At 39.1% G+C, this 25754-nt stretch carries 26 protein-coding genes, 1 tRNA gene, 1 pseudogene and 1 riboswitch; of the genes and pseudogenes, 5 read left to right on the top strand and 23 right to left on the bottom strand.

Features of this window, described 5'->3' with window-relative positions; all coding sequences use genetic code 11:
* Nucleotides 1-337: 337 nt before the first annotated feature.
* The 18 genes and pseudogenes from HT678_RS03315 to HT678_RS03230 all read right to left on the bottom strand — a co-directional run bounded on the left by HT678_RS03315 (nt 338) and on the right by HT678_RS03230 (nt 17247).
* Nucleotides 338-1081, bottom strand: a complete 744-nt coding sequence (locus HT678_RS03315) for a CPBP family intramembrane glutamic endopeptidase (RefSeq protein WP_100127818.1) — start codon at nt 1079-1081, stop codon at nt 338-340.
* A gap of 261 nt (nt 1082-1342) precedes the next feature.
* Nucleotides 1343-2760 (bottom strand): annotated as a pseudogene (gene gtfA / locus HT678_RS03310) (sucrose phosphorylase).
* Between the two features lie 8 nt (nt 2761-2768).
* Nucleotides 2769-3089, bottom strand: coding sequence for a PTS lactose/cellobiose transporter subunit IIA (locus HT678_RS03305; RefSeq protein ID WP_000343789.1), 321 nt, complete (start codon nt 3087-3089; stop codon nt 2769-2771).
* 13 nt (nt 3090-3102) lie between these two features.
* Nucleotides 3103-4416 (bottom strand): PTS sugar transporter subunit IIC, encoded by a 1314-nt coding sequence (locus HT678_RS03300; RefSeq protein ID WP_031222412.1) that lies wholly within the window; start codon nt 4414-4416, stop codon nt 3103-3105.
* A gap of 10 nt (nt 4417-4426) precedes the next feature.
* Nucleotides 4427-4729: a PTS sugar transporter subunit IIB gene (locus tag HT678_RS03295; RefSeq protein ID WP_001020606.1), complete on the bottom strand. Its 303-nt coding sequence runs from the start codon at nt 4727-4729 to the stop codon at nt 4427-4429.
* Between the two features lie 12 nt (nt 4730-4741).
* Nucleotides 4742-6172, bottom strand: coding sequence for a 6-phospho-beta-glucosidase (locus tag HT678_RS03290; protein ID WP_001062961.1), 1431 nt, complete (start codon nt 6170-6172; stop codon nt 4742-4744).
* 148 nt (nt 6173-6320) lie between these two features.
* Complete coding sequence (locus tag HT678_RS03285) at nt 6321-7073, bottom strand: MurR/RpiR family transcriptional regulator (RefSeq protein ID WP_172924592.1); 753 nt, start codon at nt 7071-7073, stop codon at nt 6321-6323.
* Nucleotides 7074-7081: 8 nt separating this feature from the next.
* Nucleotides 7082-7804 carry a MurR/RpiR family transcriptional regulator gene (locus HT678_RS03280; RefSeq protein ID WP_000493321.1) on the bottom strand — a complete coding sequence of 241 codons (723 nt, stop codon included), beginning with the start codon at nt 7802-7804 and terminating at the stop codon, nt 7082-7084.
* A 529-nt stretch (nt 7805-8333) separates the two neighbouring features.
* Nucleotides 8334-9689, bottom strand: a complete 1356-nt coding sequence (gene rlmD / locus HT678_RS03275; protein WP_172924591.1) for a 23S rRNA (uracil(1939)-C(5))-methyltransferase RlmD — start codon at nt 9687-9689, stop codon at nt 8334-8336.
* Between the two features lie 73 nt (nt 9690-9762).
* Complete coding sequence (locus HT678_RS03270) at nt 9763-10737, bottom strand: DUF1002 domain-containing protein (protein WP_001227752.1); 975 nt, start codon at nt 10735-10737, stop codon at nt 9763-9765.
* A gap of 73 nt (nt 10738-10810) precedes the next feature.
* Nucleotides 10811-11425 (bottom strand): cell wall hydrolase Pmp23, encoded by a 615-nt coding sequence (pmp23, locus tag HT678_RS03265; protein WP_000476369.1) that lies wholly within the window; start codon nt 11423-11425, stop codon nt 10811-10813.
* Nucleotides 11425-12399, bottom strand: coding sequence for a nucleoid-associated protein (locus tag HT678_RS03260; protein ID WP_031222414.1), 975 nt, complete (start codon nt 12397-12399; stop codon nt 11425-11427). Before HT678_RS03260 ends, pmp23 begins: the two co-directional genes overlap by 1 nt.
* A gap of 7 nt (nt 12400-12406) precedes the next feature.
* Nucleotides 12407-13663 (bottom strand): serine hydroxymethyltransferase, encoded by a 1257-nt coding sequence (glyA, locus tag HT678_RS03255; protein ID WP_023938113.1) that lies wholly within the window; start codon nt 13661-13663, stop codon nt 12407-12409.
* Between the two features lie 62 nt (nt 13664-13725).
* Complete coding sequence (locus tag HT678_RS03250) at nt 13726-14157, bottom strand: GNAT family N-acetyltransferase (protein ID WP_000942969.1); 432 nt, start codon at nt 14155-14157, stop codon at nt 13726-13728.
* Between the two features lies 1 nt (nt 14158).
* A complete protein-coding gene (locus HT678_RS03245; protein ID WP_000969285.1) occupies nt 14159-14761 on the bottom strand; it encodes an L-threonylcarbamoyladenylate synthase in 603 nt (200 codons plus the stop codon).
* Nucleotides 14745-15581 carry a peptide chain release factor N(5)-glutamine methyltransferase gene (gene prmC, locus HT678_RS03240; RefSeq protein ID WP_000599420.1) on the bottom strand — a complete coding sequence of 279 codons (837 nt, stop codon included), beginning with the start codon at nt 15579-15581 and terminating at the stop codon, nt 14745-14747. Before prmC ends, HT678_RS03245 begins: the two co-directional genes overlap by 17 nt.
* Nucleotides 15581-16660 carry a peptide chain release factor 1 gene (gene prfA / locus HT678_RS03235; RefSeq protein WP_001028801.1) on the bottom strand — a complete coding sequence of 360 codons (1080 nt, stop codon included), beginning with the start codon at nt 16658-16660 and terminating at the stop codon, nt 15581-15583. The genes prmC and prfA overlap by 1 nt, the downstream gene beginning before the upstream one ends.
* Entirely contained in the window at nt 16657-17247 is a 591-nt protein-coding gene (locus tag HT678_RS03230) for a thymidine kinase (protein ID WP_000068143.1), read from the bottom strand. The genes prfA and HT678_RS03230 overlap by 4 nt, the downstream gene beginning before the upstream one ends.
* 122 nt (nt 17248-17369) lie before the next feature.
* On the opposite strand from HT678_RS03230, the gene HT678_RS03225 reads away from it, so the two are divergent.
* Together HT678_RS03225 and mnmE are read left to right on the top strand one after the other, a co-directional pair.
* The gene (locus HT678_RS03225; RefSeq protein WP_001117401.1) at nt 17370-17552 is read left to right on the top strand and encodes a 4-oxalocrotonate tautomerase; all 183 of its coding nucleotides are present in this window, start codon (nt 17370-17372) and stop codon (nt 17550-17552) included.
* A 137-nt stretch (nt 17553-17689) separates the two neighbouring features.
* Complete coding sequence (mnmE, locus tag HT678_RS03220; RefSeq protein WP_023938116.1) at nt 17690-19063, top strand: tRNA uridine-5-carboxymethylaminomethyl(34) synthesis GTPase MnmE; 1374 nt, start codon at nt 17690-17692, stop codon at nt 19061-19063.
* Nucleotides 19064-19108: 45 nt separating this feature from the next.
* Here the strand turns inward: mnmE and dapA are convergent, their stop codons facing one another.
* The 4 genes from dapA to HT678_RS03200 form a co-directional block, all read right to left on the bottom strand.
* A complete protein-coding gene (gene dapA, locus HT678_RS03215; RefSeq protein WP_023935945.1) occupies nt 19109-20044 on the bottom strand; it encodes a 4-hydroxy-tetrahydrodipicolinate synthase in 936 nt (311 codons plus the stop codon).
* A 55-nt stretch (nt 20045-20099) separates the two neighbouring features.
* The gene (locus HT678_RS03210) at nt 20100-21176 is read right to left on the bottom strand and encodes an aspartate-semialdehyde dehydrogenase (RefSeq protein ID WP_000542464.1); all 1077 of its coding nucleotides are present in this window, start codon (nt 21174-21176) and stop codon (nt 20100-20102) included.
* Between the two features lie 342 nt (nt 21177-21518).
* A tRNA-Thr gene (locus HT678_RS03205) sits at nt 21519-21591 on the bottom strand.
* A gap of 100 nt (nt 21592-21691) precedes the next feature.
* Nucleotides 21692-22201: a QueT transporter family protein gene (locus HT678_RS03200; protein WP_000737071.1), complete on the bottom strand. Its 510-nt coding sequence runs from the start codon at nt 22199-22201 to the stop codon at nt 21692-21694.
* Nucleotides 22199-22295, bottom strand: a riboswitch (PreQ1 riboswitch). (Overlaps the previous gene by 3 nt.)
* A 28-nt stretch (nt 22296-22323) precedes the next feature.
* Between HT678_RS03200 and HT678_RS03195 the strand changes: the two genes are divergently transcribed.
* Nucleotides 22324-22755: a GtrA family protein gene (locus tag HT678_RS03195; protein ID WP_000743002.1), complete on the top strand. Its 432-nt coding sequence runs from the start codon at nt 22324-22326 to the stop codon at nt 22753-22755.
* Nucleotides 22756-22836: 81 nt separating this feature from the next.
* Complete coding sequence (mscL, locus tag HT678_RS03190) at nt 22837-23214, top strand: large conductance mechanosensitive channel protein MscL (RefSeq protein ID WP_000916792.1); 378 nt, start codon at nt 22837-22839, stop codon at nt 23212-23214.
* Between the two features lie 40 nt (nt 23215-23254).
* Here mscL and hemH read toward each other — a convergent pair whose 3' ends face one another.
* Complete coding sequence (gene hemH, locus HT678_RS03185) at nt 23255-24349, bottom strand: ferrochelatase (protein WP_050222852.1); 1095 nt, start codon at nt 24347-24349, stop codon at nt 23255-23257.
* Between the two features lie 153 nt (nt 24350-24502).
* Between hemH and pepT the strand changes: the two genes are divergently transcribed.
* Nucleotides 24503-25726: a peptidase T gene (gene pepT, locus HT678_RS03180; RefSeq protein WP_000222060.1), complete on the top strand. Its 1224-nt coding sequence runs from the start codon at nt 24503-24505 to the stop codon at nt 25724-25726.
* Nucleotides 25727-25754: the final 28 nt, after the last annotated feature.

Here is a 25754-nt window from a genome sequence, read left to right as displayed (position 1 = left end):
GGTTCGCTGTTACCCTATCGTTTCGTCGTAAACTTATTACTCTACGACAGCTATCCCATTGGCGGACTCAAAAGGTTTGGGGAACCTTTTGAGGATTAACTGCGTTTCACTAACAAACTCACACACTCAACATGTGTTAATATTCTTCTTTTATACTAATAAACAAAAGGCAATGAAAATCATTTTAAAATGATACTGTGGAACGGAAAGATTTTCGCCAGTTGCAAAAGAAACGACATTCATCATTCCACTTGAAATTACAACAGAAAATTCTTTAACATCGATTATCTAGATAGACCGATTGTTACCTTCAATAATGGATATACTGATCTAAATTTTAAAATGTTGTTTCCTTACTAATTCTATTACTCGCCAATATAGTATAAATAAAATAACCAATAAAAATGACAATAAAAATAACATTAATTTTTAACACAAAATAGAGATTTAACAAATTTGCGAACGCATGAAATAATATACAGTATCCCACAGATTTCGTTTGACGGTAAAGAAGACCTAAAACAAAACTTAAAAATAATGTATATATAAAAAACAAAATAAAAGGAAATCCTTGATGACTTTCTCCAACTATAAACCATAAAGGCAGATGCCAAATTCCCCAAATTGATCGTACAATCAAATTAGATTGCCAATATGTATATTTTTTATCAAGTAACGGTTGTAATATTCCTCTCCACCCTAATTCTTCATGTCCACCACCAAAAAAAATTAGTTGTATAAAGAATAATGGCATTAGATAAATTGATACTCCATTTAATTCTAAGGAAGATACAGAAAATAGTATCAAAATTGCTAACATATGAATAATGAAATAGATACTACTATTTTCTCTCTTATTAAATAAAAAATGTTTAAATTTTATATTATTACTTTTCAAATAAAACCCACTTGCAATAGCTGGTCCGAGTGCACCTATTATATGTAAAGTTCTCCCTATAAAAGTTTCTAATCCAAAAATATGAGATTGCGTAAAGATGGCAAGAATCCCCCAAGCTATATAAGTAATTCCAAATGTACAATAAAGATAATTTTTTAAATTCCTTTTATCAATTTCTGTCATTTTATCTTCCTAATCTTGATTATTTTATGAATAATATTTTTACTGCTTCTTAGTTGCTCTCGGTTATAACTACCTATATTCTATCACAAAAATAGGAGCAGTTTAATTGACTGTTCCTGTTTTTTTATTACAAATATTCTCGAACAATTATCGTCACAACAGAATATAATTCATAGTTTACGTTTAAGTACTATTTTGTTACTAACTAGCTAACAAAAAGAGTGAGGAAATCAAACGTTTCCACCACTCTTTTGTATTCTATTATAGATAAATCGATGTTCTTTCACTATCTATTTTCTCTGTAATTTCAAATGATTTATCTTTCAGATTAGCTCTTAATTCTGCCACTGTATTGGCATCGGTATTGGTCCAACTGATGTGGATAGTATTAGCGTCTTCCATGTCAACAGTAAACTCTCCATCAAATGCTGCGCTGCTATTACGGAATTTGAGCAGATTGAACAAGGACAACTGGGCGTTGAACTTCTCGCTCAATTTCTTCCAAATCATAATAGTGACGGTTGATGTTGCGGCCTTCTTTGGTTGATTCGAGCAATTCGATATCATTTTCTCCTGCCAACAAGCCAACGTAGTAAATCTGCGGAATACCTTGTGCAAAACATTGAAGCACACGTGCCAAGAGATAGGCTTGGCCATCATTTCCTAAAACTGAATAGTAGGTACAATTTATCTTATAAATATCCAAATTGTTGTAGTCCTCTGTTTTGACATTTGCTCCTTGGGCATAGAGGGCTTCTCTTGTCACCTCTGTTTCCTCATCTGTCAGCAAGTCCTTGACATCGACCACTCCGTGTCCAAGGTTGTAAATTGCTTGCGAGGGCAGATTTCCATCCAGTGAACAAGACGGTTGACATTACCTGAATAAAGAGCATGAAGAACCAGCATCGGAAGGGCAAAGTCATAGACATAGTAGTCTTGCTCAGCGATTTTTTGCTGAATGGTGTAATGTTCATGAATTTCTGGAAGAATTTCCACTCCTTTTGGTGCCAATAGCTGACGCGGAAAATGAAGCATTTCCCAAATATCTGGCTCAACAAAGAAACAGTTGGTGCCGATTTTCTTATTGGCGTAGGCAAAGGCGTCCAAGCGAATAATGGAAGCTCCGTGGTCCGCCAGCTGTTCCAGATTTTCCTGAATAAAGCGACGAGTTGTTTCTGTTGTCACATCGAGGTCGATCTGTTGCTCATCAAAGGTACACCAAACTTTTTCCTTACTACCATCAGCAAACTTGGCAATGCGATAGGGAGCACGTGGCTTCCGTTTGTAAATCAGGTCTACATCTTCCTGAGTCGGCCCACTGTTTGGCCAAAAATTTTTGTAGCGGATAAACAAATCCGCATAGGCAGACTCATCTTTCTTTTCTAGGAAATCAAGGAAAAAGGCGACTTGGCTGAGATATGGTTAATCATGAAATCAAACATGAGGTAGTAGTCTTGACTGAGTGCCTCAATATCGCTCCAATCTCTAAAAGCCTCATCAACCTTGGTATAGTCCATGGGTGCAAACCCGCGGTCGCCTGACGATGGAAAGAAGGGAAGAATATGGACCCCACCGACCACATCTTTCAAAGGGCCTTCTAAGACCTACTTCAAGTCTTTCAGATTTTTTCCAAGACTGTCTGAATAGGTAATTAACATTGCTTGATTTTTTACTTTCATAACTTGCTCTATTTACCTTCCTCAAAGCGTTTATAGACTGCTATAAATTCCTCAGCAATCGTTCTAAAACCTTCTGCACTCATTAACTGATCCTCAGCGTGCATCAGAAGTAGACCTGTTTGGCTTAATGCCCCATTCATTTCTTTTGTCAAAAGTGAGTGGTGAGCATTGTGTCCCTGTACAAATGCTTCTTCGCCTTGTTTAATTCTATCTTTAGCCTGCTCGAATTCACCCTGCTTAGCCAATTGAATAGCATCGATGTACATAGATTTTGCTGTTCCTACATAGGTGATAATTTGAAAACACACTTCGAGTACTTTTTCGTCCATTTTAATACCTCTCTTACCAATCTTCGTCTTCTAAATCGCTTGTTTCTTGCATTACAGCTTGTAAAGCTTGTTTATCCATCTGTTTAATAAATGGATAATAAACAAAGAAAGACATAACCAAAATAAGTGTTTGCAACAAGGCTGTTTTCCAACCACCGATGATAAATCCTGAAATAATTGGAGGACAAGTCCACGGAACTTGAACGGCACCATACATAGGTGTCAGTCCAAAATAAATCGCTGAATACTGGATGATACAAGATAAAATAGGCGTTAATATAAAGGGAGTTGCTAAAACTGGGTTCATTACAATCGGCAAACCAAAGAGCACCGGCTCATTGATATTAAAGATGGCTGGAACCATTTCAAGACGTCCAAGAATTTTTAGTTGTTTTGATTTTGCAAATGCAACCATGTAAACTACCAAACCAATCGTAATCCCGGCACCTGTAACATTGATAAATTGATCAAAAAATTGAATCGTCACAATATGACCACCATTGGCTAGATTTAATTCAAGGCCCTTATCTAAAATGGCTTGGTTTTCCAAAGCATTCGCCTGTAGCAAGCCACTCATGATGCCACCAACTACAGTTGAGCCGTGCACCCCAAACATCCATAAGAATGGTACAAGGAAACACATAAGCACCGCACCAAACAATGAGTCAGTCAAGCCTTGCATTGGTGTTTGAATAAGATTATAAATCATTTCAATCGTTGTGACCTTAAACAATTGTTCAACAAGTCCGACAAAGATCGTTGCCGCTGTGATGATAACAGTAGCAGGAATCAAGGCTGAAAATGCGTTGGCTACACCAGTTGGTACGCCATCTGGCATTTTGATTTTGATATTTTTCTTCAAAAACCAAGAATAGCTTGCTCCTACAATCAAACCAACGATAATGGCACCAATCATCCCTTTCCCGGAAGTCCAATCCTTCAGAATAATGTTACCAACTACATCCCCATTTTTAGAAATCAAACTGGAGGGCTGGATTAGCAAGAAAACTGCTAGGGCAATGACACCTGCCCCAAGCGGCTCCTGTTTTTCTAGCTTAGCATAGGTATACGCAATCCCAATGACTGTTACAATCGCACTGATATTAAAGGTTGCACCAATTGCTTGATTGAGAACAGGGGTAATACCACTAGTTTCTAACATCGTTGCTAGAGCTGGAACTGGAAGATTGGCCAAGATAAGAAAGATGGAGCCAACAATCAACAATGGCATAGAGAAAACAATACCATCTTTTATCGCTGTTACACCTTTGGTATTGACAAAGGCCATCATCCCATCAACAAACTTTTTAATCAGTTTATCCTTCATCATCTTCTCCTTATTTTTTCATCATGTAAGCTTGTTTAAGAACTGCCATACCGTTTGCAGTGCCATAATCAGCCATTGCAATCACTTCTACAGGAACATTGTGAGAAGCACAAATTTCTTTTGCTTTTTCAAGTTGGAAACCAACCTGTGGGCCTAATAGAGCCACATCAATATCTCCAACTCTTTGTTCCAATTCACTGATGGAATAAGCTGCAATTGTTGCATCTTTCCCTTTTTTCTGAGCCGCTTCTTTCATTCGCTCAACCAAAATACTTGTTGACATACCTGCTGCACAAAACAATCCAATATTCATTTTAATTACTCCTTATAATTCGTTTCCATTTGATGTAATCACTTTTTGATACCATGTAAAGGAATCTTTCTTCATTCGTTGCAAAGTTCCTTCGCCATTATTATTCTTATCGACATAGATAAAGCCATAACGCTTCTCCATTTCACCTGTACCAGCACTAACAATATCGATACAGCCCCAAGGGGTATAACCAATGACATTTACGCCATCTTCTTCAATCGCTAACATCATTTGTTCAATGTGTTGTTTGAGGTAATCAATGCGGTAAGAATCATGGATTCCATCAGGCTCTACCTTATCATAAGCACCGAATCCATTTTCAACTATAAAAAGCGGACAATGATAGCGATCGTATAAAAGATTTAAGCTATAGCGTAATCCCTCAGGATCAATCTGCCAACCCCAATCGCTTGATTCAATATAGGGATTTTTCTTAGTATAAACATCTTTGAAAAGTTCTTCTGTTTCCTCAGATGCTGTAGCAGTCACTGTATCACTCATATAGTAACTCAAGCCAATATAATCTACACAACCTTCTTTTAGAGTTTCTAGATCTTCTGGTAAAATATCCAGTTTGATATTATTTTTTCGACAAAAGGCCTCGATATAGTAAGGACGCTCTCCAAAAACATGAAGATCTCCATAGTGAAATAAACGATGCTCCATTGCCTTCTGGCTAGCAAGTATATCTTTTGTATCACATGTATTCGGATAAAATGGTACCATTGCCAGCATACAACCAATTTTGAAATTTTTATTGATTTTCCGACCCAATTGTACAACTTTTGCAGAAGCCACTGACTGATAATGGATAACCTGCTGTAGTACCTCAACTGGATTTTCATCTTCTTGATAAATGACACCAGAATTAGTCCATGAGCACCAAGGAACATTAATTGCACCTTGATTATTGATCTCGTTAAAGGTCATCCAATACTTAACTTTGTCCTTATATCGTTCCATGACGACTTCCGCAAAACGAACAAAGAAATCAATCAACTTGCGATTACGCCAAGCACCATACTTAGTAACTAGATGATAGGGCATTTCAAAGTGACTGAGTGTGATGACCGGTTCAATTTGACGAGCTAGCAGCTGATCAAATAAATCATCATAAAATTTCAACCCTTCTTCGTTAGGTTCTTCTTCATCTCCATTTGGGAAGATACGAGTCCAGGCAATCGAAGTTCGAAAACACTTAAATCCCATCTCAGCGAATAATTGTATATCGTCCTTATAGGTTCTGTAAAAATCTATTGCATCATGATTCGGATAATATTCGTCAGGTAAGACGCCATCAGTAATCTGTCGAGAGTGGGTAGCACTTCCAACCGTCATCACATCGGCTATCGAAATGCCTTTTCCACCTTTATCATATCCTCCTTCAATTTGGTGAGCAGCAACTGCCCCACCCCATAAAAAGCCTTCTGGTATTTTTGCCATTTTACCAATCCTTTCTGTATTTTGTACTAGCGCTATGAACAAGTCTATTTTATAACATACTGTATCTGCTGACAATAGATATTGAGATAGAAAATAAATGTACAGTCGAACAATATTTGTTACATAAAAAAAACAAGAGTTTTCACTCCTATTTTTTTAAATAAACTTGGTAACGTAAGGATTCTAAAAAATAGACAACTGGAATCTGAGTGGTCAAATTAGTGGAACGTAGCGAGGAATCTGCGTAGGCAACTGGCATAAAGTAGGATAAATTTATATCCGATAGCTGTGATAAAGTGGAAATATCTGTATTTGTCAGACTAACAATCTTAGCATTTCTTTCTTTGAATCCCTGTACCAGAGTTAGAACTTCTTCTGTCTCACCGCTGACACTTAGAGCAATAACCAAAACATCCTCCAAATTAGAATGATGCAATTTCAGAGAATAAAATGGGTTAGTAATAGCAAAGCTAAGAATACCGATTCCAGAAAAAAGATATGAGCCATATTCTGCCAAACTTAGACTAGTACCCACCCCTAAAAAGATAACTTGTTTGGCTTGAACGATCAAGTCTGCTATCTCTGATAGTTGTTTTTTTAAAGCTTCATCTTGGACACTAGTCTGTAAAAATTGTATTGCTGGAATATCAATAGGAAAGTAGTGACGATGTTTATTTTCCTTATCTTCCGACCTTGACAAAACATATTTTAAATCATTGTAGCTATCAAATCCCATCTTTTTCGCAAAACGAATGATGGTTGTTGTCGATAGATTTATAGATGTCGATAGCTCTCTGATAGTCATCGTAGCAACTTTATCTCTATGTTGCAATATAAAATTATACACGCTTAATTCACTATTATTTAGCCCTTTTACTTTATGATAATCAAATAAATTCATAGACACCCTTATGCTTTTGTAGTATATAGTTGTTTCATTAACATTTCAATAATAAGAATAACAGGTACCTGCGTCGTAATATTAAACCCATTTAAAAATAATTGAGGAACATGATAGGTTATGGAGCAATCAGATAGCCTTGACAATGTTGATTCCAATGTATTTGTGATGGCAATAACTGGACAACCTTTTTCCTTTAATTTTTGTACAATTTTCAATGTTTGAGAAGTCTCACCAGATTCGGATAAGGCAATGACACAAGTTTTTTCCATACTGTTTTGTAGCACTGGTTGCCAAGGATCTTCAATACACATACTAAATTTGCCAATATTTGAAAAATAGCGCGCTCCATATCGACCTAAAGTTCCAGAGGAACCAATTCCGACAAAAACAATCTGTTCAACTTTCTTTAAGATTGCCACAGCCTCCATAATCAGCTGCAAAAAAGTATCTTGCTCAGTATAATCAATGAATAGCTTCAAAGAATGATTGTTTTGATTGTTTAAAATAATTTGCTCATTTTTTAAATATTCTTTATAAGCAATCTTAAAATGGCTATATCCATCAAATCCTAGATGCTTGCAAAATCGTTGTACGGTTCCAACTGATACATGTGCAAGTTGGGCCAATTCCTTGATTGTCATAGAGGATATATTTTCATTTTCTAAAATAGTTGTATAAATAGCATTTTCTAAGTCGTTAAAACTTGCTACAACCTCATAACTAAACATATAATTCCTTTTTCTATCTCTATTGATTTGCTTACAATGTAACAAAAAACTAATAACCAAAGTGTTCCACACTAAAATAATGGAGAGCATAATGGCTATAAAACCAAGTCAGCATTAAAATCTATTAGAAAACCAGACGAATCAGATTTGTCTAACGAGACATGGTTAAGAGAAAATACTTTAAAACAGTATTGCCTTATGTCCTAGATTATATCATATTTTTGAGCATACTTTGAGTATTGTTAGTTAATTGACTTAAAAGAAACATAACAAGAGCTTATCTCTATTAAATTGTATCAATTTCAATCGCCCATTCTGGAGATATGTAAGGTGTGGACGTTTCTATTCCCACAATCTCCTTGTCAATGGAAACAAACACGTACCCACAGGGTAAATGGAAATAGAAACTGATAATTTCTAGCTATCACTTCTATTCATTCCAAAAATTTTCTCACTCTGATACTTCCCCACGCCAATACAAAAAGCCTTGCAATCAAGGCTTTTCGTTATCCCTTTCATTCAAAGGTTTCTAGGTTTTTACGAGCAGAGCAACACACTCCACGTGGTGCGTCTGCGGAAAAAGATCAACCGGCTGGACTTTCTTCAATTCATATCCCAATTCTTGGTAGAGTTTGATATCACGCGCCATGGTTGCGACATTACATGAGATATAGGCGATGCGGTTAGCTCCTGTTTGGGTACTAGCTTTGATAAAACTCTCGGTGAGTCCTTTTCTTGGTGGATCAACTAGGATAAGGCTTGGTTGAATTCCATCTTTAAGCCAATTCTTCATGGCGTTTTCAGCTGTGTCACAGACATAGTTGGCATTTGAAATATTGTTCAGTTGAGCATTCTTCTTACTATTCTCAACCGCTTCTGGAATTACTTCAACACCATAGACTTCCTTGACGTGTTTCGCAACAGAAATACCAATCGTCCCGATACCAGAATAGGCATCAATGACCACATCATCTTCTTTTAATTCAGCAAAGTCAATAGCTGTTTGATAAAGTTTTTCAGCCATTTCAGTATTGACTTGATAAAAGGCAGAGCCAGCGATTTGGTAGTCATTTCCCAACATCTGGTCAGTGATAAAATCTTGTCCATAAAGCGTACGCCATTCCTTACCAAAAATAGCATTAGTGTTCTGGTCATTGATATTTTGCATAACAGACACAATCTCTGGAAACTGCTTGATGACTTGTTCAATCAATTGGTCAACACGAAAAACTTTGGGACGAGTTGTCACCAAAATGACCATGATTTGCCCTGAATAGTGCCCACGACGCACCACAAGATTTCGAATCAAGCCAGATTGTTCCTTTTCATCATAAGGTTTCAAATCATAACGACGTAGCAAGTCACGTAGACCTACTACTACCTCATCAATCACAGAATCTTGTATAAAGAAATCTTCCAAAGGCATGAGGTCGTGGGAATTCTTACGGAAAAATCCTGTTTCCAAAACACCATTCACTCGACGAACAGGGACCTGTGCTTTGTTACGGTACTTGACTGGATTTTCCATACCTAAAGTTTCAGCAACCTCTATATCATCAATTCCAGCAATCTTATATAGACTGTCTTTGACTTGCTTGGTTTTAAACTTGAGCTGTTCTGGATAGGCAAGATGACCTAAATCCGCGATTCCTGAACGCAGGTAAGCCAAATCTAAATCTTGATTACGGTGTGGTGATTGGACAAGGTATTCTTCAACTTTCCCAAAACCAATCTTTTTATTAACCTTGAGGACACGCATAAGGATTTTTTCACTCGGTAAAGCATTCTCAACAAAAAATACCAAACCATCCACCTTGGCAACTCCTGCCCCTTCATGGGTCAAGTCAACAATCTCAACTTCTACAATATCATTTTTCTTTAACATTATTTTCTCTTTCTATTGGCCGACAAAAAAGACGGCAACGTTAGGGTTACCATCTATTATACCATGAAATTTCTTAAGAACCAAAACTCTTGAAGAAGTTGACAATGGCTTGCCAGAGGGAACTTAAGAAGTTCCCACCGTCCTCTAGCGCCTTATCAGCATCAAAGTTAAGGTTGATATTTTTAAAACTGTCGCCAGCTTGTGAAACAATACTTTGTTTAAGGTCATTTAGAGTTTTAGTGAAGTCTGTATTGCTAAGAATATCACTTTTTGAGAGATTCAAAGCAAAATTGATGATGATATTGATTTGGTTTCCTGTTATAACCTGATCAAGTTTGTAATTTTTCAAGGTATCTTCAACAATTTTACGGACATCTTCCTCTGTCAGATTTCCCTTACTTTCTTTAGCTTTGGCGAGTCCTGACTTAATATCTGCTAAGGCAACGTTTAATTTATTAGCATCATAGCCTGTTTTGTCCTTGTTTTCAGCATTGATATCGGACAAAGCCTTTAGCTCTTCTTGAGCCAAATCTTTGTTGGCTTGTGGCACCTTGGCTCCATTAGCTTCTAGCGAATAATAAATCCCTGCTAAAGCACTCTCACCTGTAACTGGAATAGGGGCTGCTACAGTGATTTTAGCATGTTCCACACCCAAGGTTACTGCTGCATTTCGGTACATATCCTGAGTCACCTTAGTGATGTTCTCTGGTGTTTCAATCTTGACCTCAAGTGGCGACTTGTCACCTAGTTTTTGAATCTTGGCTGATGAATACAATTGTAAGCTAGAGTCATTGGCCACATTCATAATCTTAGAATAGACATCAGGTGTCATGGTCTTGAGTTCTTTGGTGTCTGTTGAGGCATTGTAGCCTAGTTTTTTAAGGGTTTGATTTTTTTGATCTTCAGACAATGATGAACCTAGGACATATTCAGGTTGAACATAGGTTTCATCGATAACTTTTTGAACATCTGTTGCTGCATGGGCGCTATTCATAGCTGTTACTGCCCACAAGACCGCAGCACTGGTCAGAAAGAGTTTCTTTCTCATAGGGAATTCCCTCCTTTACCTTTTTAGAGTAATATATCTATCTTAAAGAAAACTTATAACAAAAACACCTGGATTAGCCAGATGTTGAAAAGAGAGTGAAACATTTGATGATGTAAAGGTTAAGATGAACCTGCCTAGAATAGTAATAGTTTCCTCCATTTACATAAAGTTCAGCACCGTGAAAAATGGAAATAGGGTGAATATAACTATAAGTCTTTCCAGTGGTATTACCAAGCAAGGGAGCAACAGTCTCACGAGAGTACTGTTTGGCCAGAGCCAAGGTATTTTCCTTGCCATTTTGGGCGATAAAATCGATATAGGCTGGTCCAAAATTATAGGCTTGAACAGCCGTCCAGACATCAACACCCTGCTTCTGGGCCAGATAGAGATTGTCTGTCAGAGTTTGAACGCCTTGCCGAATGCTAGAGGCGTTATCATTTATGGTGTTGGTGGAACCACTGGCAGACTCACTAGACTGCATGACGTCGCCTTCTTTTCCTTTTGTTTCGGTATAAATCATAGCGAGCACAAGCTCTTCGTTTGCTGGGGTGTCTTTTTCACTCAAGATTTCTCGCACCATGGGTTGATAGGTCATAACTTGCTTAACATCTTGGTGAATGCGGTAAGCTTTATATCCAGCAAAAAGGAAGACTGCTAGTACAAGCACTCTTCGAATTCGTTTAAACATTATTTACTTTGGATATCCTCGATATTTTTGATTAAGATAGAGTAGGTTCCATTGTCGTTTTGGATAAACTCAACAGACTCGGCGTCTTGATAGACGTTATTGGGAACGATGAGCTCAATTCCATTTGACAAGGAAAGTTTTTGATTTTCAAATTTCTTTAATTGGCGACTGGCATCAATTTCATCAAATTGAACAGGTTCTGGTACGGCTTCTTTGACTTGGTCAATAAAGCTCAAACGAGCCGTCAGATTGTTGTCAAAAAGGTCATTGGCCAGTTTCTCTGGTGACAATTCATTGCTTTCTTCTAGGTTGTTGAAAATCGCTGATTTGACCTTGGATTGAAATTGAAAATCATCTGTGTTAAAAGTCTCAGCAATGCGCTGTGCTGTTTTTTCCAATTCCTTGATAGATTTCTTAGGAGAAATCTTAGGAGCGACAGCAAGAAGATTATCTGAAAAATAGTTCAAGAAAGCCCCGTTATACTTGATTCGTTTTTCAATCAGATGGTACTTGCGACTCTGAAGATTAACCACCAAGGCCTCATCAGCCCCTGTTCCAAATCCAGGCAGGTTATTCTGAGTCAGCTTGATTGGATTATCAACTTCTCCTCCGAGGTGAGTCAAGGTCTCACGCAGGGCAATTCTCAAGAAAGCGAAATGTTCCACACCTTCTTTAGACAATTGCACAAAAATCAAGTCATTGGTCTTGAGATTTTCAGAAATGCTAAACTCCTCTTTCCAGAGATTAGCCAGTGTTACTGATGTCTCCAATAAATCGTCTGTGATGTGATTGAAGAAGGGATTTTCTTCCTCGAAAATCCCAGTCTTGGCTTCATCTGAATACACACGTTCAATTTTTTTACGCAGGTATTCTTCGATTTTTGGAGTAATATTGAGAAGCTTATCCGCTAGGAACAGCTCGGTATCATCCGGACTGAACTGGTGAATAATGGCTTTCTTAATATAAATGTCCATAAAAGTTTTAGTCCTCGTATAATGGGAAGGCATCTGTCAATTCTTTGACTGCACTTCTCACTTCTTCTAATACAGCCTCATTTTCTGCATTTTTAAGGGTTTTAATGATGAGTTCAGCCACTTTGCGACTTTCTTCTTCACCAAATCCACGTGCAGTAATGGCTGCTGCTCCGATACGAATCCCACTTGTCTTGAATGGTGACAAGGTTTCGTAAGGGATTGAATTTTTATTTAGGGTAATATTGACTTCATCCAGCAAGTTTTGAGCAACTTTTCCGTTTTCTACAACCTTAGTCACATCAACAAGGAAGAGATGGTTTTCAGTTCCACCTGAAATAATACGGAAATCAGGGTCTTGCAAGAAGACATCTGCCATAGCCTTGCTGTTCTTAATTACATTGGCAGCATATTCCTTGAAGGCTGGATCCAAAACTTCTTTGAAGGAAACTGCCTTAGCCGCCACAACATGCTCTAAAGGACCGCCCTGAATACCTGGGAAAATAGCTGAATTGATTTTTTTAGCAAGTTCTTCGTCATTGGTCAAAATCAAACCACCACGAGGTCCACGAAGGGTTTTGTGGGTCGTTGTTGTAGTGATATGAGCGTATGGTACTGGGCTTGGATGAAGGCCAGCCGCAACCAAACCAGCGATATGAGCCATATCTACCATGAGCTTAGCACCAACGGCATCTGCAATTTCACGGAATTTTGAAAAGTCGATAATTTGAGAATAGGCTGAAGCACCTGCTACGATCAATTTTGGTTTTACTTCTTGGGCTTGCTTCAATATAGCATCAAAGTCCAATAATTCCGTTTCAGGATCTACACTATAAGAAACAAAGTTGTAGGTTTGACCTGAGAAGCTAACTGGAGCTCCGTGGGTCAAGTGTCCACCTGCTGCTAAATCCATCCCCATAACGGTATCACCTGGCTCAATCAAGGCCATGTAAGCCGCACAGTTGGCTTGGCTTCCTGAGTGAGGTTGGACATTAGCAAATTTTGCACCGAAAATTTCTTTTGCGCGTTCAATAGCAAGAGTCTCTACCACGTCTACCACATCCGTTCCACCATAATAACGGCGGCCTGGGTAACCCTCGGCATATTTGTTTGTCAAGATAGACCCTTGAGCTGCCATAACAGCCTTGGAAACTACGTTTTCCGAAGCAATCAACTCGATATTATTCTGTTGGCGTTCTTCTTCTTTGGCAATAGCATTCCAGAGATCAGCATCGTATGCTTTAAAATCATCTTTGTCAAAAATCATAGGTCTTCTCCTTTTATTGTGTGACTAGTCCATTAGTTTAATTTTCTTATTAGAAAATCAAACTAAAAGATGCGAATAAACCGTTTCTGCATTTTATCACAAGTATAACCAACTTTTTCATAAAATGCATGAGCACCCAGACGATGATCGGCAGAGTTTAAGCGGATAAACCCATAACCACGTCTTTTTGCTTCTTCTTCCAACCCTTGTAATAAGCTTTTACCAATACCTTGACCTTGCGCTTGAGGTGAAACTGCTAAAGCTAAAATATTAAATCCTGCTTTAGAATAAAGTGATTCATAGACCTCAGCGTGGACATATCCAAGCAAGGCATGACTAGCTTCATTCTCATAGCCAAGTAGGAAATGATGGGAATCCTGAGATAGTCTAGCAAATTGACTAGCCGTGTCCTCTGGACTAAAAGAATAACCCAAAGCCTCTTGGTTGATCTCACATATAGCGTTCACATCAGTTTCTCTTAAATCTCTTAGCATCTCATTCCTCCTCAAAAGAAATCTCTGGCAACTGAGCAAGAATATCTTCTCGCTTAATGGCCCCTTGGCGTAAGATTTTCACCTTGTCTCCAGACAAGTCCAAAATAGTCGAATCCTGTCCAGTTAGAAAAGCATCGTCTTCTAGACCCAAAACCTCTTGGTCAAAATCCTTCAGAATTTGTTCAAAGGTTACACCACTTGACTGACCTGAAATATTGGCAGACGGCCCAATCAAGGGTCCCGTCTCTCTAATCAAATCAAGCGTGATGGGATGACTAGGCATCCGAAATCCCACCGTTGCGAGACCCGAATTGACCCAATAGGGAACTCGGTCATTAGCTTCGAGAATAATGGTCAAGGGACCTGGTAAAAAGGTCTCTACAAGTTTTTGAAGATAAGTTGGCTGATTCTTTGAAAAGTGCAAGATATCCTCTAAAGAGGCAATATTGAGATTGAGTGCCTTGTCTCTGGGACGACGTTTAATCTGGTATACATGATTAACTGCTTTTTCGTCTAGAGCCTTGGCAAAAAGACCATAAACAGTCTCTGTAGGCAGAACAACAGCTCCACCCTTTTCCAACTCTTGCCTAATCCTGTCCATCATCAACCACAACCATCCTATCTTGACCAAATTGATCCTTAAGCGTTCTTACACGTTTTTCAGGAAGATGCTTCCTAAAAAGTTCAGGAACACTTTGACCTTGCTTGTATCCAATTTCAAGGTAAATCTTACCACCATCTTTGAGATAGTCTTTTGCATCTTCCGCAATTCTACGGTAAATAGCTAGGCCATCCTCGTCTGCAAAGAGAGCTAGATGAGGCTCCGAATGCAAAACATTCAAGCCAACCTCTGACTCATCTTCACGAGAGATATAGGGTGGATTGGAAACAATTATATCATATTTTTCAGAAATTTCTGTAAAACAGTCAGATTTTTTTAAAAATATTTGAAGATTTTGATTTTTAGCATTTTCGTTAGCTAAATCTAAAGCATCTTGGGAAATATCTGCTGCTGTCACTGACCAATCTGGTCTATTTTTTGCTAGAGCGAGAGCAATAGCTCCACTACCTGTCCCGATATCTAGGACCTTAAGATTTTCTTCAGAATTTTCAGCCAGGATAAGCTCGACTAATTCCTCTGTCTCTGGACGGGGAATCAAAACCCGCTCATCAACTTTTAACTGCATTCCATAAAAATCTGCCTGTCCGATGATATACTGTGCTGGTTTATGATCTACTAACTGTTGAAAAATTCCTTTTACAAATTGTTTTTCTTCCTCTGTTACCTCTTTCTGGAGGGCAAAAACAAAATCTGTGAAAGGAAGATTTTTCAGGCCACGATAGACAAAAGAGAGGCTTTCAGCTTCCTCTCCTTGTCTTATCAACTCTTCTTCAAAATCTGAAAATAATTGAGCTAATATCATTATTTATTTAATTCTTCTAATTTTTGTGTTTGGTCATAGAGCACCAAAGCATCCACAACCTCATCCAATTTACCAGACAAAATAGTATCTAGTTTTTGGAGAGTCAAGCCGATACGGTGGTCTGTGACACGGTTTTGTGGGAAGTTATAAGTACGAATACGTTCTGAACGGTCACCAGTACCGATTGTTGATTTACGCTCAGCGTCTTGTTCATCCTGAGCAATTTGTGCAAAGTGGTCAGCAACACGCGCACGGATGATTTTCATGGCTTTCTCACGGTTCTTCTGCTGGGTACGTTCTTCCTGCATCTCAACTTTAATATTGGTTGGCAAGTGAACGATACGAACGGCTGTCGCAACCTTGTTGACGTTCTGTCCACCAGCACCAGAGGCGTGATAGATGTCGACACGAAGGTCTTTTGGATCAATGTCGTATTCAACCTCTTCAACTTCTGGCATAACAAGAACTGTCGCTGTCGAAGTATGAACACGGCCTTGGCTTTCTGTCACAGGGACACGTTGCACACGGTGGGCACCTGATTCGTACTTGAGTTTAGAGTAAACCGACTGACCAGAAACCATAGCAACCACTTCTTTAAAACCACCGACACCGTTCATAGAGGCTTCCATGACTTCAAAGCGCCAACCTTGGGCTTCCGCATACTTTTGGTACATAGTTAGCAAATCTCCAGCGAAAAGTGCCGCTTCGTCTCCACCAGCTGCTCCACGGATTTCAAGGATGATATTCTTGTCATCGTTTGGATCCTTTGGAAGGAGCAAAATTTTCAGTTTTTCTTCATATTCTTCTTTTTCAGCCTTGGCATCTTTGAGTTCTTGCTTGGCCATTTCTTCCAAGTCCGCATCTCCGCCTGATTCCTTAATCATCTCTTCGGCATCGACGATATTTTGAAGGACTTGTTTATACTCACGGTAGGCTATTACGGTGTCACGATTGGAAGCTTCTTCTTTTGAAAGCTCCATAAAACGCTTGGTGTCTGAAACGACATCAGGGTCACTCAGCAATTCTCCTAGTTCTTCATAACGGTCTTCTACAGCTTGTAGTTGATCATAGATGTTCATTTTTCTTCATTCTCCTTATTGATTTCAGGGGCAAAATAATGTTTACGGCAAACCGAGATATAGGTTTCATTACCACCAATCTGGATCTGTTCTCCATCGTAAACGGGCAGTCCATCCTGTGTTCGCAACACCATGGTCGCCTTTTTCTTGCAATACTGACAGATGGTCTTGATTTCGTCAATCTTGTCTGCTAAAAGCAAGAGATATTTGGAACCTTCGAACAATTCATTGCGAAAGTCATTTTTCAAGCCAAAAGCCATGACGGGTATGTCTAACTCGTCCACAACACGAGCTAGGTCGTAAACATGGTGGCGTTTAAGAAACTGGGCTTCATCGACCAAAACACAATAAGGTTTTTCTGGTAGGTCTCGGATATAGCCAAAGATATCCGTTGTTTCCTCAATCGCAAGGGCAGGGCGTTTCATGCCAATTCGACTCGACACATAGCCAACACCGTCACGCGTATCCAGAGCCGAGGTCATAATGACAACACCTTTTCCTTGCTCCTCGTAGTTATAGGCCACTTTGAGAATCTCAATCGTTTTACCAGAGTTCATGGTCCCATAACGATAATACAACTGTGCCATGTTTCTTGCTTCACGTCCATTTCTAAATTTTTGCTACATTCTAGTATATCATAATTTTCTGAAGCTTTAAACGGCAAAATGTGGTAAAATGGAAGAAATCAAAACTAGTGGAGGAAGCTATTATGCCATTTGTACGCATCGATTTATTTGAAGGACGCACGCTCGAGCAAAAGAAAGCTCTTGCTAAGGAAGTAACGGAAGCAGTTGTCCGCAACACTGGAGCCCCTCAATCTGCTGTCCATGTCATCATCAACGACATGCCAGAAGGAACTTACTTCCCACAAGGGGAAATGCGTACTAAATAAGCTAGCTTAAGCAGAATTGCTTAGGCTTTTTCAATCTCCAAGTAGCATCCATTGAAGAAATAGTTCAAATTTGTTACAATTTGAAAAGAGACTTGGAAAAATTTCCAAGAAAAGAGTTATTGATTAAAGGAAACATTATGATTACACGAGAATTTGATACCATCGCTGCTATCTCTACTCCACTAGGTGAAGGGGCTATTGGTATTGTCCGCTTGAGCGGAACAGAAAGTTTTGCTATTGCGCAAAAGATTTTTAAAGGAAAATACTTGAGTCAGGTTGCTAGCCATACACTTAACTACGGTCACATCGTTGACCCTCAAAATGGTAAGGTCATGGACGAGGTTATGGTTGGAGCCATGAAGTCTCCAAAAACCTTCACTCGTGAAGATATTATCGAGATTAACACTCACGGTGGGATTGCGGTGACCAATGAGATTCTCCAGCTAGCTATCCGTGAAGGAGCTCGGTTGGCAGAACCTGGTGAATTTACCAAACGTGCCTTCCTAAATGGACGTGTTGACTTGACTCAGGCTGAAGCCGTTATGGACATCATCCGTGCTAAGACAGACAAGGCTATGAACATTGCAGTTAAACAATTAGACGGCTCACTTTCTGACCTTATTAACAATATCCGTCAAGAAATCCTTAACACACTTGCCCAAGTCGAGGTCAATATCGACTATCCTGAGTATGACGATGTTGAAGAAGCGACTACTGCTGTGGTCCGAGAAAAGACAATGGAGTTTGAACAATTACTAACCAATCTCCTTAGAACAGCCCGTCGCGGTAAAATCCTTCGTGAAGGAATTTCCACTGCCATCATCGGACGCCCCAACGTTGGGAAATCAAGCCTTCTCAACAACCTCTTACGTGAAGATAAGGCAATCGTAACCGATATTGCTGGTACGACACGTGATGTCATTGAAGAATACGTCAACATCAACGGTGTTCCCCTAAAATTGATTGACACAGCTGGTATTCGTGAAACGGATGATATCGTTGAACAAATCGGTGTCGAGCGTTCGAAAAAAGCCCTCAAGGAAGCTGACCTAGTACTACTAGTGTTAAATGCTAGTGAACCACTAACCGCCCAAGACCGCCAACTCCTAGAAATCAGCCAAGAAACCAACCGAATTATTCTCCTTAACAAAACTGACCTGCCAGAAGTTATTGAAACCTCTGAACTTCCAGAAGATGTCATTCGCATTTCAGTCCTTAAAAATCAAAATATCGATAAGATTGAAGAGCGAATCAACAACCTCTTCTTTGAAAATGCTGGTTTGGTTGAGCAAGATGCTACTTACTTGTCAAATGCCCGTCACATTTCCTTGATTGAGAAGGCCGTTGAAAGTTTGCAAGCTGTTAATGAAGGTCTTGAACTGGGGATGCCTGTTGACTTGCTTCAAGTTGACTTGACCCGTACTTGGGAAATCCTCGGAGAAATCACTGGAGATGCGGCTCCTGATGAACTCATTACCCAACTTTTTAGCCAATTCTGTTTAGGAAAATAAGAAAAATCCATGATCCTTCATTCGGTCATGGATTTTATTGTCTTATTAGTAATCTGGTCTTAAGACACCTGTTACAGTTGCCTTGGTCGCTTCGTAGTCGCCATCTACGACGACTTTGATAATGCGTTTGGCATCTTCTTCTGGTGCTGGAACTAGAGGTAATCGAGTTGGGCCAGCTTCAAATCCCATATAGTTCAAAACTGCCTTAACTGGAGCAGGACTTGGATAAGAGAAGAGGGCATTGACTTTAGGAATGAATTTACGCTGAATAGCTGCAGCTTTCTTCATATCACTTTCTGCAATAGCAGTAAACATCTCGTGCATTTCATCCCCATTTGTATGGGATGCAACAGAAATAACCCCATCCGCACCAAGGTTCATGGCATGGAAAGCATCTCCATCCTCACCTGTATAAATCAAGAATTCTTCAGGCTTGTGCTCAATTAAGTAAGCCATATTGGCCAAGCTGGTACATTCTTTGACACCAATAATATTTGGATGATCAGCCAAACGAAGCATGGTTTCTGGAGTCAATTCGACAACCACACGACCTGGAATGTTATAGATAATAATAGGCAGGTCAGAAGCATCTGCAATGGCCTTAAAGTGCTGATACATTCCTTCTTGAGAAGGTTTATTGTAGTAAGGTACAATAGCAAGCCCAGCAGCAAAACCGCCGAATTCCGCGACTTCTTTGACAAACTCGATAGAGTCACGCGTATCATTGGTACCAACACCCGCAATCAAAGGAACGCGTCCATTGACAATCTTTTGTACAGCCGCAAACAACTCCAACTCTTCATCGTGAGTCAAGGTTGGACTCTCAGCAGTGGTCCCTGCGAGAAGAATTCCATCCGTATGATGAGCCAACAAATGCTCAATCAAGGCTGGAATAGCATCAAAGTTGATGGAACCATCCTGATGGAAGGGGGTAATAAAGGCTGTGATGATTTTACACTCTTTTAAATCTTGATAAGACATGAAAACACCTCTCTATTTCAAAGAAGGAGTTCATCTGAACTCCTAAACGATATGACTATTTTAATTCAAATTTCAATTCAGCTGTTGGACGAACCAAGCCACGTTCATGAAGAGTTTCAGCAATCTGAACTGAGTTCCAAGCAGCACCTTTGAGCAGGTTGTCTGAAACAACCCACATGTGGATTCCTTTTTCAGCATCCAAGTCTTTACGGATACGACCAACAAAGGTATCACGCGAACCAACTGCATTGATAGCTTGAGGATAAATTTGATGAGCTACATCATCTTCAAGAACAGCACCCGGGAAGGCTGCGATAGCTGCTTTGACTTCTTCGATTGGAGCCACTTCTTTTGTTTCGATATAAACAGACTCAGAGTGAGCTGATAAGACTGGAATACGAACACATGTTGCTGAAACGGCAATACTATCATCTTCCATGATTTTCTTAGTTTCCTTAGTCATCTTCATCTCTTCATAAGTGTAATCATTGTCAGTGAAGACATCAATTTGTGGAAGAGCATTGAAGGCGATAGGATAATGTTTCTTGTCACCACCTGAAGGCAAGATTTCGGCATGCAAATCACGTGGGGTTACACCATCATTCAAGACTTCACGAAGTTCACGTTGTGTCTCAAGAATTGCTCCCATACCAGCACCTGAAACTGCTTGGTAAGTTGAAACAATGATACGGTCCAAGCCCCATTTTTGGCGAACTGGCTCAAGAGCCACCATCATTTGAATTGTTGAACAGTTAGGGCAGGCAATGATCCCATTGTGGGCATCAAGTGCGTGAGCATTGACCTCTGGAACAACCAAAGGAACGTCTGGATTTTGACGGAAGTAAGATGTATTATCTACTACTACCGCTCCAGCTTTCACTGCGTATGGTGCATACTTAGCTGATGTAGAACCACCTGCTGAAAAGAGAGCAATATCAACTCCTTCAAAAGCTGTTTCAGTCGTTTCTTCAATCGTAATATCTTGATCTTTAAATTTCAAAGTCTTGCCTGCTGAACGTGCAGAAGCAAGTAAACGAATTTTATCGATTGGAAGTGTTGATTCTTCCAACATTTTTATCATCTGAGCACCGACAGCACCTGTCGCGCCGACTACAGCAACTGTATATCCCATAAATAACCTCTTTCGGAATTTTCTAAAAATTTCTATAATAGAAGTATTATACTACTTTTTCCATGAATTGCAAAGCTTTTTCATCATTTTTTGGAAAATAAAAATCCCCAGTCGTTAGACTAGGGACTAAGAGGCATCTTCATGTGATGAGCAGGTTCACACAACTCATCAAGGTCCGCTCCTGCGTTATGACCTCCTTATGCTCAATAGTAGTCCGAAGACTACCTATCGACTCATCGCATATTCTATATTACTAGAGATACTTGATTTTGTCAATAAGAAATTTTTTCGATCGAGTATAACAAAAAACTCTCGTATTCAAGAGTTTCCCTATACATATCATGCTAATTGCCGGGATTGAACCGGCGACCTCATCCTTACCATGGATGCGCTCTGCCAACTGAGCTAAATCAGCTTACTTAAGTAAGTATACTATAATCAGAAAAACTTGTCAAGTTTTCTTAGAAATTTTCCATAAGAAAAAGCCAGGTAAAGGCTACCTAGCTTGTCCTGTTCTATTTGCTTAAATCGATTCGACGACCAATTTTACCAATGATAATCGCTCCAATAATCAATGAGGCAAATTCACCAATTCCTGTTGTAAACCAAGTAAGGAAAAATGGTAATTCTGCTACAATATTTAACTCTGCAGCGATGGTAAACATGGAAATTGAAAAGAGGATTGAAAAGAAGAAATGATCTTTTCGAATCAATCCGTTAAAGAGGTAATCCTTGCTATATTTTGCAAAAAGCCAAACACCTAAACTGAGGAATACCAAGGTTGATCCGCCACCAACAAAGACATCTAGTAGTCCGAAGCTAAAGAAATTAGCAATCATACAACCGATAGTAACTCCGATGATGTACTTGGGATTGTAAAAAGCCATAAAGTTCATCATTTCTGAAATACGAAACTGATAAGCACCATAGCTGATGGCATTTAGGGGCGGTGTGACAGTCAAAACGACATAAATAGCAGCAACGATTGCAATATCTGCAACATCACGAATAGTTAATTTTTTCATTTTTTCTCCTTTGGCGGTTATCCGCGTGTAATATGCTTGGTGAAAGAAGCTAAGCACCAAGGGTTGCTTTATTCAACCTTACTAGTATAGCACAATAGCCTGCTTTATGCTATACTTAAAGCATGAAAAAACCTATTCAAAAATTTTTTAACAATGAAATCTTAGCCTATCTCTTTTTTGGCCTTGCAACAACTCTAGTTTCGATTCTCTCGCGATTGGTCATTTATCAACTAACTCATCAGGAACTTCTTGCTACGGCCTTGGCAAATATATTTGGTATCCTATTTGCCTTTATCACAAATGATAGGCTTGTATTTAAGCAAGCAAGGAAGAATCGGCTTATCCGTTTAGTGAAATTTTTTCTTGCCCGCCTTTCTACTTTTCTGTTAGACTTGTTTTTAACTTTTCTCTTTGTAACTCAATTCCCTCATATCATAGGGCAATTTGTAAACGAAAATCCTGATAAGGTAAATGCAATTGAAACAATAATTGCACAAATACTCATTATTATCATCAATTATATCTTGAGCAAGATCTATATTTTTAGAAAATAATGCTCCATTTATGAGCCTTTTAATTGCCTTCTATAATGATTTAGGATACAATGAAACACGAAACATTGAAAGGAAAACAGTATGTTAAAAAATCTAAAATCGTTCTTGCTTCGAGGAAATGTTATTGACCTTGCTGTCGGTGTTGTCATTGCCTCTGCTTTTGGTGCTATCGTTACTTCACTTGTAAACGACATTATCACTCCTCTTATTTTAAATCCCGCTTTGAAAGCTGCTAAAGTCGAACGTATCGCTCAACTTTCTTGGCATGGAGTCGGCTATGGTAACTTTTTAAGTGCTATTATCAATTTTATCTTTGTGGGTACCGCCCTCTTCTTTATTATCAAGGGTATTGAAAAAGCACAGAAACTGACTGGTATAAAGGAAGAAAAAACTGACGAAAAAAAACCAACCGAATTGGAAGTCCTTCAAGAAATCAAAGCCCTTCTTGAGAAAAAATAATCGATTAAAAGGATCTAGCACAAAGCTAAATCCTTTTTCTTTACTCTTTGGGCAACTTGCCTGCTTTTTCTAGCATCTTCTTGATAAGATAAGGCATCTTAACATTCTCCCGCCCTTTTTTCTCAATCAGTTTTTTCACAAATTCCGGCATTTGTAAATCTTGAGATTCAGCCAAAATGTTTTTCGTCTCGTCTGAAGGAACTAACTCATCAAAGGTCTCTTCTTCTGGGAGAAATTCCTTAAACTCTTGATGTTCATTGGCTCTAACTGTATTGACCAAGGCATCAATCAAGCGAGAATCTGTATTTGGCATTGGTGGACGATGGTAGTTTACCCCAAATTCCTGACACAAGTCATAACATTCCACATCATTATCAAACAAGACTTCAATGTGCTCACTGATAAAGCTGATTGGAACAAAAATATAATGGTCTGGATGTTCTGTCTGTTCTCTGAGATACTCCAAAACATCTGGCTTAATCCATGGAATCCCAATATCACTCTCACTTTGCCAGGTATTTGTATATTGATCGGAACTCAAACCTAGTTTTTCAGCAACTAACTTGCTATTTTCGAAAATTTGATCGATATAAGGATCTCCAAAATCCAAGGCAAAAATGGGCACACTATGGGCTGAAAAGATGACTTTAAAGCTATCCTGCTTTACTTCTTCTTTTAAAATTTTAGCAATTTCATCTGCCCAATAGTTTAAAAGTGCTTCTTCCTGATACCAGTCCTTAATGACCAAAAATTGAATTTGTTTGCTTTCTAAAAATTTTTCATAGCCCATGACAGAGTAGAAAGAATAATGAGGCTCCAAAATCAAACAAATACACTGTTCAATTCCGTCTGCTTCCATTTGACCGATCACATCTGGAATAAAGGGACTGGAAAACTTATTAGCAAAGTAGACACTGTATTCATTCCCCAGCCTAGCTTCTACCAAGGCAACCTCTTGACGGGTAATTTTTTGCAGAGGCGTGCCTCCAATTCGTACATAATTATCATAGAGAGTCTGAATCTCGTGGTCTTGAGGTCTCACTCCACGACGAATATTTGTGAAAAAATCAGCTACACCTTCAAAGGTAATCTCTTCTGGCGAACCGAAGGTCATCATTAAAATTGCTTTTTTCATAATCGCTTCCTTGTGATGTTTTTATCAAGTTTATTTTATCATGAATCCACTGATAAGTAAACGCTAACATAGCAGATTGCCCTAACTTCTGTCTTTTGTTTTTCTCTTCTTTCTATGATACAATGGAAAAAATAAATTCAAAAGGAGTTTTTTATGACTTATCCAAATCTCTTGGACCGCTTCTTAACCTACGTTAAGGTCAACACGCGCTCTGATGAACACTCTACTACTACTCCAAGTACACAGAGTCAGGTTGACTTCGCAACAAATGTCCTAATTCCTGAAATGAAACGTGTTGGACTGCAAAATGTTTACTATCTACCGAATGGTTTTGCTATTGGAACCTTGCCAGCCAATGATCCATCTTTAACACGTAAGATTGGCTTCATCTCCCACATGGATACTGCTGATTTTAATGCTGAAGGAGTCAATCCACAGGTAATTGAAAACTACGATGGTGGTGTGATTGAACTTGGAAATTCTGGTTTTAAACTGGATCCAGCCGACTTCAAGAGTCTTGAGAAATATCCAGGCCAAACGCTCATTACAACTGATGGAACAACCTTGCTAGGTGCTGATGACAAGTCTGGTATTGCTGAGATTATGACAGCTATTGAATATCTGACTGCTCATCCTGAAATCAAACACTGTGAGATTCGTGTTGGTTTTGGTCCAGATGAGGAAATCGGTGTTGGTGCTAATAAATTTGATGCAGAAGATTTTGATGTGGATTTTGCCTACACTGTTGATGGTGGTCCACTAGGTGAACTTCAGTACGAGACTTTCTCAGCCGCTGGTGCTGAATTGCATTTCCAAGGCCGTAATGTCCACCCTGGTACTGCCAAAGGGCAGATGGTCAATGCCCTTCAGCTAGCAATTGATTTTCATAATCAACTTCCAGAAAATGACCGACCTGAGTTAACTGAAGGTTACCAAGGTTTTTACCATCTAATGGATGTGACAGGTAGTGTTGAGGAGGCGCGTGCAAGCTACATCATTCGTGATTTTGAAAAAGATGCCTTTGAAGCGCGTAAAGCATCCATGCAATCTATCGCTGATAAGATGAATCAAGAACTTGGGAGCAACCGTGTCACTCTCAACTTGACAGACCAGTACTACAATATGAAAGAAGTCATTGAAAAAGATATGACTCCAATTACCGTTGCTAAAGCCGTTATGGAAGATCTAGGTATCACGCCTATTATCGAACCAATCCGGGGTGGAACAGACGGCTCTAAGATTTCCTTTATGGGAATCCCAACTCCGAATATCTTTGCAGGTGGCGAAAATATGCACGGACGTTTTGAATACGTTAGCCTTCAGACTATGGAACGTGCAGTTGATACCATCATTGGCATCGTAGCTTATAAAGGCTAAAAAGACGAGGTGGCTCAGCTACTTCGCC

Source organism: Streptococcus sp. 3167 (assembly GCF_013277175.1).
Taxonomy (GTDB): domain Bacteria; phylum Bacillota; class Bacilli; order Lactobacillales; family Streptococcaceae; genus Streptococcus; species Streptococcus pseudopneumoniae.
The sequence above is the reverse complement of the archived record's forward strand: the minus strand, read 5'-3'. Positions and strand labels throughout refer to the sequence as shown.

Coding starts and splice junctions, on each gene's coding strand:
- HT678_RS03315 (WP_100127818.1), bottom strand. CDS start 1,081: ATGACAGAAATTGATAAAAGGAATTTAAAAAATTATCTTTATTGTACA.
- HT678_RS03305 (WP_000343789.1), bottom strand. CDS start 3,089: ATGGACGAAAAAGTACTCGAAGTGTGTTTTCAAATTATCACCTATGTA.
- HT678_RS03300 (WP_031222412.1), bottom strand. CDS start 4,416: ATGAAGGATAAACTGATTAAAAAGTTTGTTGATGGGATGATGGCCTTT.
- HT678_RS03295 (WP_001020606.1), bottom strand. CDS start 4,729: ATGAATATTGGATTGTTTTGTGCAGCAGGTATGTCAACAAGTATTTTG.
- HT678_RS03290 (WP_001062961.1), bottom strand. CDS start 6,172: ATGGCAAAAATACCAGAAGGCTTTTTATGGGGTGGGGCAGTTGCTGCT.
- HT678_RS03285 (WP_172924592.1), bottom strand. CDS start 7,073: ATGAATTTATTTGATTATCATAAAGTAAAAGGGCTAAATAATAGTGAA.
- HT678_RS03280 (WP_000493321.1), bottom strand. CDS start 7,804: ATGTTTAGTTATGAGGTTGTAGCAAGTTTTAACGACTTAGAAAATGCT.
- rlmD (WP_172924591.1), bottom strand. CDS start 9,689: ATGTTAAAGAAAAATGATATTGTAGAAGTTGAGATTGTTGACTTGACC.
- HT678_RS03270 (WP_001227752.1), bottom strand. CDS start 10,737: ATGAGAAAGAAACTCTTTCTGACCAGTGCTGCGGTCTTGTGGGCAGTA.
- pmp23 (WP_000476369.1), bottom strand. CDS start 11,425: ATGTTTAAACGAATTCGAAGAGTGCTTGTACTAGCAGTCTTCCTTTTT.
- HT678_RS03260 (WP_031222414.1), bottom strand. CDS start 12,399: ATGGACATTTATATTAAGAAAGCCATTATTCACCAGTTCAGTCCGGAT.
- glyA (WP_023938113.1), bottom strand. CDS start 13,663: ATGATTTTTGACAAAGATGATTTTAAAGCATACGATGCTGATCTCTGG.
- HT678_RS03250 (WP_000942969.1), bottom strand. CDS start 14,157: ATGCTAAGAGATTTAAGAGAAACTGATGTGAACGCTATATGTGAGATC.
- HT678_RS03245 (WP_000969285.1), bottom strand. CDS start 14,761: ATGATGGACAGGATTAGGCAAGAGTTGGAAAAGGGTGGAGCTGTTGTT.
- prmC (WP_000599420.1), bottom strand. CDS start 15,581: ATGATATTAGCTCAATTATTTTCAGATTTTGAAGAAGAGTTGATAAGA.
- prfA (WP_001028801.1), bottom strand. CDS start 16,660: ATGAACATCTATGATCAACTACAAGCTGTAGAAGACCGTTATGAAGAA.
- HT678_RS03230 (WP_000068143.1), bottom strand. CDS start 17,247: ATGGCACAGTTGTATTATCGTTATGGGACCATGAACTCTGGTAAAACG.
- HT678_RS03225 (WP_001117401.1), top strand. CDS start 17,370: ATGCCATTTGTACGCATCGATTTATTTGAAGGACGCACGCTCGAGCAA.
- mnmE (WP_023938116.1), top strand. CDS start 17,690: ATGATTACACGAGAATTTGATACCATCGCTGCTATCTCTACTCCACTA.
- dapA (WP_023935945.1), bottom strand. CDS start 20,044: ATGTCTTATCAAGATTTAAAAGAGTGTAAAATCATCACAGCCTTTATT.
- HT678_RS03210 (WP_000542464.1), bottom strand. CDS start 21,176: ATGGGATATACAGTTGCTGTAGTCGGCGCGACAGGTGCTGTCGGTGCT.
- HT678_RS03200 (WP_000737071.1), bottom strand. CDS start 22,201: ATGAAAAAATTAACTATTCGTGATGTTGCAGATATTGCAATCGTTGCT.
- HT678_RS03195 (WP_000743002.1), top strand. CDS start 22,324: ATGAAAAAACCTATTCAAAAATTTTTTAACAATGAAATCTTAGCCTAT.
- mscL (WP_000916792.1), top strand. CDS start 22,837: ATGTTAAAAAATCTAAAATCGTTCTTGCTTCGAGGAAATGTTATTGAC.
- hemH (WP_050222852.1), bottom strand. CDS start 24,349: ATGAAAAAAGCAATTTTAATGATGACCTTCGGTTCGCCAGAAGAGATT.
- pepT (WP_000222060.1), top strand. CDS start 24,503: ATGACTTATCCAAATCTCTTGGACCGCTTCTTAACCTACGTTAAGGTC.